This is a genomic window from Thermodesulfovibrio sp. TK500a, assembly GCF_055381765.1.
Genome location: NZ_AP041606.1, coordinates 1,688,756 through 1,702,072, shown reverse-complemented (window position 1 = coordinate 1,702,072; position 13,317 = coordinate 1,688,756). Strand labels below are relative to the sequence as shown.

Annotated in this window: 10 protein-coding genes; 8 read left to right on the top strand and 2 right to left on the bottom strand. The window is 35.5% G+C overall.

Translation table 11 applies throughout. The features are described 5' to 3' along the window. Positions 1-7 precede the first annotated feature (7 nt). Both ACZ430_RS08925 and ACZ430_RS08920 read right to left on the bottom strand, forming a co-directional pair. Positions 8-1,318 (bottom strand): HmuY family protein, encoded by a 1,311-nt coding sequence (locus ACZ430_RS08925; RefSeq protein WP_464910560.1) that lies wholly within the window; start codon positions 1,316-1,318, stop codon positions 8-10. A gap of 28 nt (positions 1,319-1,346) precedes the next feature. Continuing rightward, on the bottom strand, positions 1,347-2,948 hold the full coding sequence (locus tag ACZ430_RS08920) for a hypothetical protein (protein WP_464910559.1): 1,602 nt from the start codon (positions 2,946-2,948) through the stop codon (positions 1,347-1,349). Between the two features lie 235 nt (positions 2,949-3,183). Between ACZ430_RS08920 and ACZ430_RS08915 the strand changes: the two genes are divergently transcribed. The 8 genes from ACZ430_RS08915 (at position 3,184) to ACZ430_RS08880 (ending at position 13,315) form a co-directional block, all read left to right on the top strand. Beyond that, a complete protein-coding gene (locus ACZ430_RS08915; protein ID WP_297210963.1) occupies positions 3,184-4,494 on the top strand; it encodes a LuxR family transcriptional regulator in 1,311 nt (436 codons plus the stop codon). A gap of 80 nt (positions 4,495-4,574) precedes the next feature. Continuing rightward, positions 4,575-6,533, top strand: coding sequence for a methyl-accepting chemotaxis protein (locus ACZ430_RS08910; RefSeq protein WP_297210959.1), 1,959 nt, complete (start codon positions 4,575-4,577; stop codon positions 6,531-6,533). 610 nt (positions 6,534-7,143) lie between these two features. Continuing rightward, on the top strand, positions 7,144-8,343 hold the full coding sequence (locus ACZ430_RS08905) for an SDR family NAD(P)-dependent oxidoreductase (RefSeq protein ID WP_297210956.1): 1,200 nt from the start codon (positions 7,144-7,146) through the stop codon (positions 8,341-8,343). Next, complete coding sequence (locus tag ACZ430_RS08900; RefSeq protein WP_297210953.1) at positions 8,330-9,499, top strand: LegC family aminotransferase; 1,170 nt, start codon at positions 8,330-8,332, stop codon at positions 9,497-9,499. The genes ACZ430_RS08905 and ACZ430_RS08900 overlap by 14 nt, the downstream gene beginning before the upstream one ends. Continuing rightward, positions 9,496-10,074, top strand: coding sequence for an acetyltransferase (locus ACZ430_RS08895; RefSeq protein ID WP_297210951.1), 579 nt, complete (start codon positions 9,496-9,498; stop codon positions 10,072-10,074). Before ACZ430_RS08900 ends, ACZ430_RS08895 begins: the two co-directional genes overlap by 4 nt. Further along, the gene (neuB, locus tag ACZ430_RS08890) at positions 10,071-11,072 is read left to right on the top strand and encodes an N-acetylneuraminate synthase (protein ID WP_297210947.1); all 1,002 of its coding nucleotides are present in this window, start codon (positions 10,071-10,073) and stop codon (positions 11,070-11,072) included. The genes ACZ430_RS08895 and neuB overlap by 4 nt, the downstream gene beginning before the upstream one ends. Further along, a complete protein-coding gene (neuC, locus tag ACZ430_RS08885; RefSeq protein ID WP_297210944.1) occupies positions 11,062-12,243 on the top strand; it encodes a UDP-N-acetylglucosamine 2-epimerase in 1,182 nt (393 codons plus the stop codon). The genes neuB and neuC overlap by 11 nt, the downstream gene beginning before the upstream one ends. Continuing rightward, entirely contained in the window at positions 12,233-13,315 is a 1,083-nt protein-coding gene (locus tag ACZ430_RS08880; RefSeq protein ID WP_297210941.1) for a sugar phosphate nucleotidyltransferase, read from the top strand. Before neuC ends, ACZ430_RS08880 begins: the two co-directional genes overlap by 11 nt. Positions 13,316-13,317 lie beyond the last annotated feature (2 nt).

The window sequence follows — 13,317 nt, the reverse complement described above, 5'->3', positions numbered from 1 at the left end:
TTCCTTTCTAAAATCTCCTTGACCCATCAGGCTGATATTTATATTTAAAATAACCCTTAAAAATACTACCTCCTATGTCAGTCCAATTATCAATTTGGAGAAGGGCATATTTGCCATTTGCTAATTTAATTGCATAAACATGTCCGATATTAAGATCGACTCGGAAATCTGTAAAGCTATAGCCAGATGCAGGAGCCTCTTTAATGTTGTTAATATTGTTACTACCGAGATCTACAACCGTAACTCCAGTGTTTAAAAACATTAAATTTATCTCCATATAAATATCTGCTGCTCCAGCAGATATTACCTCTCCATTAGCAAAAACAAAGCCTTCTTGCTTACTACTCGTACTTTCAAGTATAAAACTTCCCGACTCTACAGTAAACTCTTCCATTGCTGTCTTTACTGCCTGGTCAAAGGGTTCTTTCGCCACGTTTCCACTGTCATCAACTACTATAGTTGGCTCATTGCTTGGTGACTGTAATACTCCTGTTGCCACATTGGATGCATCACTTAGCCCAAATATCAATGGAAACTTCATGCTGTATACCTTAAGCCCTCCATCTCCAAGCTTAAATACAAACTCTGTTATACCCTTGTCTGACAGCAACTTCCCTGTCCTTGATGATATAAGTGAACGACTAAAATTGATAGAGACTACTATTCCCTTCCCTCCTGATGCTACATTGTTTATGGTAAATCTCAGGTCTATATTGTCAAAGAGACTAAAGTCCTTTCTTATGGCTCTATCAAGATTTACTGCATCTCCTGCAAAATCCTCTGCCACATAGCTCATAAACTTTCCTGCATCCTCTCTCCTGTATGCCTCTGCCATCCCCTCAAGTGCTTCCTTTACCATTGCTGTAATGTTTCTCTCTGATACTGTTATCTCTTTTCTTGTTGCTTCAATGTCATTTGTCTTTCCTCTTGTATCCATTATCTCTATGAATACTACATAGTTTTTGTTTAGCTCTGGACGGAATCTGAATTCAAAAGCTCCGTCCTCAGAGAGTGTTGCATCCTGCCAGGTTTCTTTGTTGTTAAGTGTGACCCTCACGCTTGCTATTGTTCCTGTTTTGACCGTTGCTTTACCTTTAATCACCGCGTTTCCATCAGGCAAATTATCTCTAAAAAGTGTTACTTTCTGTCCGAGTTCTTCATAGGAGATGTTGTTTAAATAGATATACTTAATCGTTATCTCATCCTCTGAAGCTCCAAAAATCCACCACTTCGCCTCTGATTTAGATTGGCTTATTAAAATATGGCATATGATAAATAAGGTCACAATTAAAAGCTTTGATAATCTCAACCTTCTCATCTTTAATCCTCCTTTTATTGCCTTTCTCTTATATCTCAAGATTAATCCCAAAAGTTATGCTTGTCTCTCTAAAGTTGTTTGAGCCAGTAGTAAATCTGTAGTCATTCACATATGCTCTGAGATAGAGCATGCTGTATTTAAGTTTCTCAAGGAATTTTGGCTTGTAGTAAATACTAAAACTTCCAAAGGCCTTCTGAGAGTCATCTCCGGCGTCTTTTTCAAGCTTGTTCATTCCAAATCTTAAATCGGAATTTATATTATATTTAGGTATCTCAAAGCCCAGTCCCAGTGAATACTCATATATAATGTCAGATTTGTCTTCAAGTTCGTTTCGTGAACTCCAGCCACCGAGGTAAAGAGAGGGCTTCAAAATATAATCGCCGAGAGTGTGTCTGCTACTTATAGAGCCATTGTAGGTGAACTCATAGCTTTTGCTTCTTGAAGCACCCTTTGTGTCATAGGAAGTGTAGCCAAGATTTCCATCAAAATCAAATGGACCGAATCGGTCTCTGTAGTTGAGGTTTACAACATGGTCTGTTTTAGAAGTTTTGTTATGGCTTCTATTTAACTTATAAGATAAGTCTGTTGATGCATACTGTCTTCCAAAGAGCTTTTTTATTGTTACACCAAATTCTGGTTTGTAGTAATGAGTTGTTCCATCTGCCTTCTGTCCTTCGAGGTTGTTTCTATACCAAAGGAAGCCCGTATTAAAAATAAGGTCTCTTGTATGTTTATATCTCCATTTGAATTTAAACTTCTCTCTGTCAGCAGTAGCAGAGCCAAGAAGAGTCTCAAAATCTGGCTCTACTCTTTCATACTCAAGGGTCACTCGGCTTGGGTCTTTGTCTCCAATGGCAGTTATCTTAAATGCCATGCCATGATACTCTTTATATGGTTCACCTTCTTGCTCAGATTTTCTCGTTGAATTAAATGCGAGCTCACTTGAGATTGTCGCTCCAGGAAGAGGTCTGTATTCAAAATCAAAGGAATAAAGTGAGTTGTCATAAAGGGTATCTGAGGCTGTCCTTCTTTTGTCATCCTCAGACCTAATATAGTTGAACCCTACCCAGAATTCTTCGCTTACATTATATTTAATTCTGCCTCCATAGGCCTGCCTTTCTAAAACCGCTGTCTTTTTGTCTCGCCAAAGACTATCCCATCTTGGATAGGCTGCACCGTATATTAATGTTACTTCTGGAAGCTTCATTGAAGGGTCTGTGTACTTGTAAGAACCTCCCTTTATGGCACTGCTGAGGGTATACTGAGAAAAGGACTCAAAGGTATCGCCAATGTTTAAAGTATGGATTTTGTTTGTAAACCTCAGCTGAGCATTGGTAAGTGAGTGAGTCTTAGGGTCATTGGCTCTGTCATCAGTAGATTTTACCCCCAGATTAAGATTATAATCAAAGCCTTTGATTTTTCCCATGCCAGTTATTCCCAGAACGTTTAGATAATGAAAACCCTCTGTAAGAGAAGAACTCTGATAGCCAGGCCCAGATACGTTGTTAGAAGTGAAGGAGATTTCGTTTGTTAGATGAAATTCATGTTCGGCCTGGGCATTTTTAAAGAAGAACAGAAGAAGGAGCAAGATTAAAATGCTTGACGTTTTTTTAAGTCTAGGCTTCAACATAATCACCTCCTATAGTTTTTGAGCCTGGTCGAAATATTACATAAATTGGTCTATAAAATTTAACTAAAGCGTTGAAACCCAGACCAATTTTATGAATAACACCATTAATTAAATTTATTATCTGTGAAACTCTGTTTTCTGTAAAGTCGCTTTTTATGTCAACCTGCCGGATTTTCTGTCAACTTTTATGTCAACCATGTTAAAATAGATAAATTCTTTCGGAGTATTTTGTGCAATGCACAATTGGATAAAGGGAGCTTTAGCACTTTCTCTTTACGATTTTTGGCTTCTTTCCTTTCCCATGGGGGGTAATCTCGTATGGAATAGCGAGACCTTTAATATTAACTACTTCCTTATTGCCCATATAATTGCTCTAACAATTATTCCAATAGCTTACAAAACTGATATTCCCGAAAAACTTATTAAGGCAGTAACATTTTTATTAGCCCTCTTTACTATTATTTATCCTTTATCAGAGAGTTATCAGACTTATCTATTGATTTTCATAGGATTTCTAAGTGCAGGAACGGTAATAAAAATTATGTCCACCTTGAACTCATCTCATAAAATTCCTCTTTCTATCGGAACAGGACTTGCAATGGGCAATTTTTTGGTGCTTATTCTTTATTATCTTCCTTTATCCGTCTTTTTCAAATTCCTAATAATAGCTCTGGCTCTGGCTTCAGTAGTTTTTTTCCCTTCTCATTTCTCTTCAGAGACAAATCTAAGAGACCTTAAGAGATACCTTCCATTTATTTACGTGTTCTATCTGATTGGTGGAATATTTTACGGTTTCTTGCTAAGTGAATATACAAAAGTAGCCCATGTACAGGGAATAGAACTATTTTTTTACGTTCTATTCTCTCTAATAGGCATATACATAACTCGGAAGGATAAAGATTCAACACTTGCCATTGGAATTTTGTTGGGAATGCTATCATTCTCTCTCATAAAAATTGAAAATCCTCCCCTTATTAACCTTGGTATGTTTTCAATGCAAGGTGCTCTTGCATTGGTAGACTTTTTTTTAATATTCGCAATCCTTACCTCTGGATGCACAGTCAAAGCCATATGTTATGGCGTAGGTGTGATGTGTATGGCATTACTGAGTGGCAATCTCATAACTACATTTCTATCTAATGCTGTAACATTTCTAATCACTGTAGGCAACATTATACTGACAATATCAACTCTTTTATTCTACTTCTCAGGTAAAAAAATTAGAACAACAGAAAGCATAAAGCCAAAAGAAATGCAGCCTGAAGAAAGTTTTACTCTTGAAGAAAGAGTAATTGAAAAACCCCGCTCTGCCGACGTCTTACTTTCGCATAAAATTGAAGAAATTCTTTCTACTTATCAAAAAAAGTTTTCACCGAAGGAAATGGAAGTTCTCAAACTTCTACTTCAGAGGAAAACTTACAAAGAGATTGCTCAAGAACTTCAAATATCCGAATCATCGGTAAAAACATACGTGAAAAGAATCTCTGACAAATTAAATGTTCACGGAAAAGAAGGGATTTTAAACGTTTTGAGCAAAAAACCTTAGAAATCAAACCGCTGTTGACAGTAAAAAACGTCTTTGCTATAATTTTCACTTAATAACAATCATTCTTTGCAGGGGGAACAATGGGAAAGCTCACAAACTCTATCAAAGGTAAAATTTTCCTTTCTTTCATGGTTATAATATCTGTTGCAATCATTTCTCAGGTAATTCTCTCAGTTTTTATAAAAAACAGCATGGAACATAACAAGGCAAAACTAAAAAACGAAAACCTTAAAACTGTAATGGAGGAAAAACTAAAAGACAAGCTTGACCTTCAAATAACCAATGCAGCAGCTATTGGCAGAAACCCGAAAATAATAGAGGCCTTTGTAAAAAATGACTACCGAATTGCTGAAAAAGAAATTGGCGAACTTATAAAACTTTACAATTCTTTTGATTTTCGTGGTGTCAGGTTGCATCTAATCAGAGCAAATATGACCACTCTTTACAGAAACTATTCAGACAAAAGGGACGATGACGTCTCCTTCAGACCATTGATAAAAAAGGCAGTAGCAGAGAAAAGGGGAATAGCCGGCTTTGAAATAGGAAATACCGGAGTTTTCTTAAGAGGTATCGCACCAGTTTTTGATAATTCGGGCAACTTTGTAGGCCTTGTAGAATTTCAAGCCGGCACTGGAAGTATTAGCAGAGCTTTTAAAAGGGAAAAGGTATACAACATCCTGCTCGTTGACAGAAAATCGGTAAAAGAGGAGGAATATAAAAAATCTGCCAGCGATGTAATGTTAGGCGATATGTTTTTCACTGCCAATGCAAAATGGTTTGATGAAGATGTGGTGAATTTAGCAAAAGAAATTGACTATAAAGCATTACTTGCGAAAGGTTATATATTGAACAGCAAATATTACGCCACCTATTACGATGCCGTAGACTACGAAGGCAAAAAATTCGGAATTCATCTTTTCGCAATGAAAAGAGAGCATTTTGACGCAGAGTTTAAAGATGTATACAGAACAATGTATATTGCAGGAGCATTCAACGGAATAGTATACATATCCATAATAGTGTTCGCACTTTTAATCATAAACAGGCTTGCAATAAGACCTATAAATGAATTCTCCCAATTTATCCAGAATCTTGGAACAGACCTTACAAAAAGATTTAAATACAATAGAAATGATGAAATAGGTAAAATGGGACAGGCTTTCAACAACTCCCTTTTAGAGACTTTCCATGTTTTGATAAGAGATAAAATCAAAGCTCTGATTAATGAAATTATTTCCTCATCCAAGCAGTCTATGGAAAAAATAAATCAGACAAAGATATCAACATCCGAACAGGTCAAACAAGCCGAGCAGATTGCAACAGCAGCAGAAGAGATGAGCCAGACCATAGGAGACATTGCAAGAAACACTGCAACAGCATCGGAACGCTCTATGGAAGCTACAGAAGCTGTAAAGGAAGGCAGAGAAATAACCATAGAAGCTGTAAAAGCAGTGGAAAGAGTAAAAGAAGTTACAGACAGACTCTCTGAACTCATACAAAACCTCAACATGCGTTCAGGGGAGATAGGAGAGATAATAACAGTAATAAAAGACATAGCAGACCAGACAAATCTTCTTGCCCTCAATGCAGCCATTGAGGCAGCCAGAGCAGGTGAACAAGGACGAGGATTTGCCGTAGTTGCCGATGAAGTGCGTAAACTTGCAGAGCGAACAATAAAAGCAACCGATGAGATTTCAGGCAAAATAATAGCAATTCAGCAGGATGCAAATAATACGGCAAAAAATATGAACAGTGCCTCCGAGGAAGTAAAGAATTCAACTGAACTAATCAACAAAGTTGATGAAGTACTCAAAAAGATTTACGAAACTGTCCAGATTGTAAGAGAAGAAATCTCCCATATATCAACAGCTGTTGAGGAACAATCGGCAGTGGCAGAGGAAGTGGCAAGAAACATCGAAAAATCTACACAACATTCAAGAGAAATAGACCGAAAAGCAGAAGAGATATCCAAAAGCTTTGATAGACTAAGAGAAAACACCGAAAGTCTGGCAAGAGAGATTGAAAAATTTAAAGTGTAAAGAGGAGGAACCTTTTAGCCTCCTTCTCTTTTAAACATTTTCAAAAGTTTATTATTTGTTGAAAGTCAATAAATTAAGTTCCAGAGACTTTCAATGCTTCTATTAATTCATTTCAAAGCGAGCTTTTAAACTCATTTAAGCGATAAGTCTAAATTGAATCGAAATCTTTCAATTCTGAAACTTCTTACATGTCTTCTGTTCTTATAGCAATGCAACGCTAAAATGCATTATAAAGAGCATTTTTATAGCTTTTACAATCTATTAGTATTTAGAAAAATAAACCATTGAAAAATTTTGTCTCCTTAATTTAAAGTAGTAAAAAATCAGGATTTCTGAGATACAAAGCAAATGATTAGAAAAAGAATAAAAATTTTAATGAATATTAAATCTTTTAAATTAATGTTTATTCGAAAGACAGATAAAATTATTCACTTTTTTTATAAAATCAATGCGTTTTTTAAGGAATGGAATTTAAGAAAAGTATTCAAATGTTACAGAGAGTTTCAGAAAAGCTTTATCTCTCCCTTAAAATTTAGGCAACTTAAAAATCAAAAGTTCCTGATAGATTTTTATTTTAAGTGGATTCGGATATTTCGAAAGGAAATAAGTAATGTTCACTCTTGATAACTCTAAAATTTTAAAAATAATCGGAAGAGAAAATTATCTTTTCATCAATGATTTTATTGAATACGATGTCCCTACATTAATCAGAAATGCATCCTTTCTCGTTATAGGAGGAGCTGGAAGCATAGGAGCAGCTACCGTCAAAGAAATTTTTAAGCATCATCCCAAGGTTTTGCATGTAATCGACATTAACGAAAACAACTTGGCAGAATTGGTCAGAGATATTAGAAGTTCGATTGGATATATTGAAGGTGATTTTAAAACATACGTTATAGACACTGGCAGTGATATTTTCGAAAAGTTTATCGAAGAACAATGTAGCTATGACTACATCCTAAACTTCTCAGCTCTTAAGCATGTAAGGAGTGAAAAAGACATATATACACTGATGAGAATGATTGAGGTTAATATTTTAAATGTTATAAAAACTCTTAAGAAGGCATCGTCAAAGGGTGTCAAAAGGTATTTCACCGTATCCACTGATAAATCAACCAATCCTGTCAATATGATGGGAGCATCAAAAAGAATCATGGAAATCTCTCTACTCATGTTTAAAGATAAAATTAAGATTAACACTTCAAGATTTCCAAACGTAGCATTCAGCGATGGAAGTCTACTATGTAGCTTCATCAATAGAATTTTAAAAGGACAACCTCTCGTTTTCCCAAAAGATGTTATGAGATACTTCATATCTCCCTATGAGGCAAGTTTGCTCTGTCTGATTTCCTGTACTACAGGGCAAAATGCAGAACTTTTCATCCCCAAAATTGAACAAAGATTGCCTCTTACCTCCTTTGCTGAAATTGCAGAAAAATTTTTAAATCACCTCGGGTTTGAACTTTATATTTGTAACTCGGAAGAAGAGGCTCGCAATTTAGCGCCAACTTTACCAGCTAAAGGGAAATGGGCTTGCTATATTTCTCAAACCGATACAACAGGAGAGAAGGAGCAAGAGGAATTTTACACTGATAGCGACCTCATAGATTGGACCAGATATAAAGATATTGGAGTCACTGAACTCTCTTTCAAAGGTAATCAGGAATTACTTGAAAAATTTCTGTCAGAATTAGAAAGAATGAGAAAAAGAAAAGAGTGGACAAAGAGCGAACTTGTCAATCTTTTTAAGGAAATATTACCAGAATTTGATCATTTTGAAACATACAGATATCTCGATGACAAAATGTAGCGATAAATATATAGCTATAGTTCAATTCATCAAGGAACTCTATCATAAAGACACGGTTTTTCTTCATGAGCCCATATTCTTGGGAAATGAAAAAAAATATTTAGAAGAGTGTATTGATTCGACTTTTGTATCATATGTTGGAGAATTCGTAGGTCAATTTGAAAGAGAAATAGAAAAGTTTACAGGCACTGGTTATGCAATAGCAACTGTCAACGGAACTGCAGCATTACATCTTGCCTTGTTGACTTTAGGAGTCAAATATGGAGACGAAGTAATTACTCAGCCTCTCACATTCGTCGCTACTGCCAATGCTATAGCCCATTGCGGTGCTAACCCTATTTTCATAGATGTTGATTTAGAGAATCTTGGAATGAGTCCTGAAAGTCTAAAGGATTTTTTAAAAAAATATACAAAAATTAAAAATCGAGTTCTTATAAACAAAATATCAGGAAAGAGGATATCTGCTGTGGTTCCTGTTCACGTATTTGGACATCCATGTAAAATAGATAAGATTATCTCCATATCAGAGGAATACGGACTTCCTGTTGTTGAAGATGCTGCTGAGGCTCTTGGAAGTTTCTATAAGGGCAAACATTGTGGTACATTTGGTATCATGGGAATTCTTAGCTTTAATGGCAACAAGATAATAACAACAGGTGGAGGCGGAGCTATTCTTACCGATAATCCTGAATTAGCAGAAAAAATTCGTCACCTATCAACAACTGCAAAAGTATCCCATCCATATCATTACTACCACGACGAAATTGGATATAATTACAGAATGCCAAACATCAATGCCGCTATAGGTCTTGCTCAGATAGAATACATCTCAAAAATTTTGGAACTAAAGAGAGAATTGGCTTTAATTTATCGAGAGTTTTTTAACAGTCTATCTTTGAGTTTTATTACTGAACCAAGATACGCCAAATCAAATTACTGGCTCAATGCCATATTGTTTGATAATGCAAACGAAAGAGAGTCTTTTCTCGAATTTGCAGTAAATAACTCTGTCCAATGTAGAGCAGCATGGAGACTTATTTCAAATCTACCGATGTATGAAAAATGCTTCAAAACAGAGCTACAGAACAGCATAAAGCTTGAAAATACTATAGCTAATATACCAAGTGGAATTCCATCGAGAATTATAAAAAAATGAGTAAAGAAAGAATTATTCTGATTGGAGGAGGAGGTCACTGTAGGTCTGTAATAGATGTAATCGAGCTTACGAACAAATTTGAGATACTGGGAATAATCGACAGAAAGGAAAATCTTGGTAAAGATGTGTTGGGTTACAAAGTTATAGGAACTGATAATGAGATATCAAACTTCATAAATGAAAGAGTAAAATTTTTGATTACAATTGGACATATTGGAGATGCAACCAAGAGAATTGAAATTTTTAGAAACTTAAAAAATTTAGGCTTACAATTAGCAACTGTAGTATCGCCCTTAGCCTACGTATCAAAATATGCCTCAATAGGTGAGGGAACTGTTGTAATGCATCATGCTCTTATCAATGCAGGAGCCAAGATAGGAAATAACTGCATAATTAATTCTAAAGCACTCATTGAGCATGATGCTATTGTTGAGGATCACTGTCACATATCAACATCTGCAATCGTAAACGGAGGAGTTGTAGTCCGCTCAGGTACATTCTTAGGAAGTAATGCAACAGTGAAACAGTATACAGAGATTGAAGGTTTTATCAAGGCTGGAAGTGTGATAAAATGAAAACATATATCATTTCCGAAGTAGGAGTAAATCACAATGGTTCAATGGAGCTCGCCAAACTACTCATAGATAAGGCAAAAGAAGTTGGAGCAGATGCAGTAAAGTTTCAAACTTTTAGGGCAGAAAATCTTGTAAGAACTGATGCTAAGAAGGCTGATTATCAAATCAAGAGAACATTAGCCGATGAATCACAATATGAAATGCTAAAGAAACTTGAACTCTCATTTGATGATTTCATTGAACTTAAAAGATATGCCGAAACAAAAAATATAGACTTTTTATCGTCGCCATTCGACATTGAAAGTGCGAGATTTCTAAAAAGACTAAATCTAAAAACTTTTAAAATTCCCTCTGGAGAAGTTACAAACTATCCTCTTTTGAGAGAAATCGGCAGCTACGGAGTAAAGGTTATTTTGTCCACCGGAATGTGTTCTCTTTGCGAAGTTGAACAAGCATTAAATGTACTAATTGAAGCAGGCACAAAAAGAGATGAAATCACTGTATTACATTGTAATTCTGAATATCCTTCACCCTATGATGATGTCAATCTTAAAGCGATGATTACAATTAAGGAAGCCTTTAAGGTTAATGTGGGATACTCTGACCATACATTAGGTATAGAAGTTCCAATCGCAGCAGTTGCCTTAGGTGCAACAGTAATTGAAAAACATTTTACTCTTGATAAAAATCTACCTGGACCAGACCACACTGCAAGCTTAGACCCAGAGGAATTTCAAATGCTTGTTAAAGCGATAAGAAATGTTGAAAAATCTTTTGGGGATGGAATTAAGAGACCTTCCCCTTCTGAGATGAGAAATATCAAAATTGTAAGAAAAAGCATTGTAGCTAAAAGAGATATCAAAAAAGGAGAGGTATTTTCAGAAGATAACTTGACAACCCTGCGACCAGCTGACGGAATTTGCCCAATGAGATGGAAGGAAATTATAGGTAAAGTAGCTAAGAGAGACTTTAAAAAGAGTGAAGCGATTGAAATTTAGAATTATGGAAAAAACTCGAAAAATTCAAGAAAAAGAAAAGAAAAAAATTTGCTTCTTTACTGGAACAAGGGCTGATTATGGACTTCTAAGGCCTCTAATTACTACGGCAAAGGAAAAGGAAAATTTCATAGTCCAAATAGTTGCATCTGGAATGCATCTGTCACCAGAATTTGGCATGACCTATAAAGAGATTGAAAAAGATGGATTTCTGATTGATGAAAAAATTGAAATTCTTCTTTCCTCCGATACATATTCGGGTATGGCAAAATCAATAGGGCTTGGAATTATATCTTATACAGACGCTATTCAGAGATTAAAACCTGACATTGTAGTGATTCTTGGAGACCGTTTTGAAGCTCTCGCCTTTGCCATAACTGCGTATACTCTAAGAATTCCTATTGCCCACCTATACGGAGGTGAGACAACTGAAGGAAGTCTTGACGATGGATATAGAAGAGCCATAAGTCAACTTTCAGATATTGACTTTACTTCGACAGAAAAATACAGAGAGGTTTTAATTAAGCATGGAAAGCTTCCGGAAAGAGTGTTTAATGTTGGGGCACTCGGAATCGACAACATAAAAACTATGAAATTACTTAGTAAAAAAAAGCTTGAGAATATTCTTGGCATTAAATTCTTTGAAAAAAATCTTCTAATTACTTTTCACCCTGAAACAAAAAATCCCGAAAGAAATCAGTTTTTCTTCAGTGAAGTTCTCAAAGCATTAAGCAAACTAAAGAACACTCTTCTAATTTTCACAAAATCCAATGCCGATGCAGAGGGAAGGCTCATTAATAAAATGATTGATGAGTTTGTCTCTAAAAACAAGTCAAATGCAGTAGCATTTGCTAACTTAGGACAACTTATCTACTTATCAACCATGAAACATGTAGACGGAGTTATTGGTAACTCATCAAGTGGAATTATCGAAGCACCGTCCCTAAAAGTGCCTACAATCAACATAGGGGACAGACAAAGGGGGAGAGTAAGAGCCGAATCGGTTATAGACTGTAAACCTGATTACCACGAGATAAAAATGGCATTAAATTTGATATACAGAAAGGATTTTAGAAATAGGCTCAAAACTATTAAAAATCCATATGGAGATGGTGATGCAGCCTTAAAGATTATTGGAATTCTGAGAAATTGGAGTTTTAAACATGTCAATTAAGAAAGACTTTGAGAGAATAACCGTAGGAGAAGATGAGGACATTCTTACGGCTCTAAGGAAATTAAACGATACCGCCAAAAAAGTTTTATTTGTCGTAAGAAATGGAACACTTCTCGGAACTATTACAGATGGCGACATCAGAAGACATATTTTAAAGAATGCAAAAGTAGAGGGATATGTAAAGGACATATATAATCGAGAACCTGTCTTTTTATTTGCAGAGGATGTCAAAAAAATCGACATTAAATCACTCTTCGTTGAAAAAAGAGTAGAGATAATTCCCATACTTGATAAAAACAAACGCCTCGTAGGTTATATTGATTGGGCTGACTTTATCTCGAAACATGAATTTGACCTTTATGATAAGTTAGACCACGACATACCTGTCATAATTATGGCAGGGGGGAAGGGAACTCGACTTAAACCATTCACTGATGTTTTACCCAAGCCGCTAATTCCAGTAGGAGACAAAACTGCAATGGAGCGAATCATTGAGTTTTTTCAGAAATTTGGCATTCGACGCTTTTTTGCGGTCTTGAATTATAAAGGTCAGATTATTGAATCCTATTTTAATACAGTAAAAAAGGACTATCAAATCGAGTTTGTCTGGGAGAAAGATTATCTTGGAACTGTAGGTGGAATAAAGCTCACTGAAAAGTTATTTCCTGATGAAAATTTCTTTGTTTCAAACTGCGATATATTTATAAAGACAAATCTAAAGGAAGTTTACGAGTATCATATTGAAAACAATGCTATTTTAACATCCATTACCTCAATACACCATCACAAAATTCCTTACGGAGTCGTTGAAATAAACAAGGGTGGAAAAATAAACAAGATAATTGAAAAACCTGAATTGATATTTCAAATCAATACCGGGGTTTATCTTTTAAATCGTGATGTCTTCAAATATATTCAAGAGGATAAATATTTTGATATGCCCGAGTTGATTCAATCTTTAATGAACGAGAGAAAAAATGTATTTGCCTATCCTATTAGAGAGAGTGAATACGTTGACATTGGACAATGGGAAGAATACAGAAGAGGATTAGAACTCATCAAAAATTTTTAATG

Excerpts from the sequence above, each read along its gene's own strand:
- ACZ430_RS08905 (WP_297210956.1), top strand. The coding sequence starts at position 7,144 with ATGTTCACTCTTGATAACTCTAAAATTTTAAAAATAATCGGAAGAGAA.
- ACZ430_RS08895 (WP_297210951.1), top strand. The coding sequence starts at position 9,496 with ATGAGTAAAGAAAGAATTATTCTGATTGGAGGAGGAGGTCACTGTAGG.
- ACZ430_RS08920 (WP_464910559.1), bottom strand. The coding sequence starts at position 2,948 with ATGTTGAAGCCTAGACTTAAAAAAACGTCAAGCATTTTAATCTTGCTC.
- ACZ430_RS08900 (WP_297210953.1), top strand. The coding sequence starts at position 8,330 with ATGACAAAATGTAGCGATAAATATATAGCTATAGTTCAATTCATCAAG.
- ACZ430_RS08915 (WP_297210963.1), top strand. The coding sequence starts at position 3,184 with ATGCACAATTGGATAAAGGGAGCTTTAGCACTTTCTCTTTACGATTTT.
- ACZ430_RS08925 (WP_464910560.1), bottom strand. The coding sequence starts at position 1,318 with ATGAGAAGGTTGAGATTATCAAAGCTTTTAATTGTGACCTTATTTATC.
- ACZ430_RS08880 (WP_297210941.1), top strand. The coding sequence starts at position 12,233 with ATGTCAATTAAGAAAGACTTTGAGAGAATAACCGTAGGAGAAGATGAG.
- neuB (WP_297210947.1), top strand. The coding sequence starts at position 10,071 with ATGAAAACATATATCATTTCCGAAGTAGGAGTAAATCACAATGGTTCA.
- ACZ430_RS08910 (WP_297210959.1), top strand. The coding sequence starts at position 4,575 with ATGGGAAAGCTCACAAACTCTATCAAAGGTAAAATTTTCCTTTCTTTC.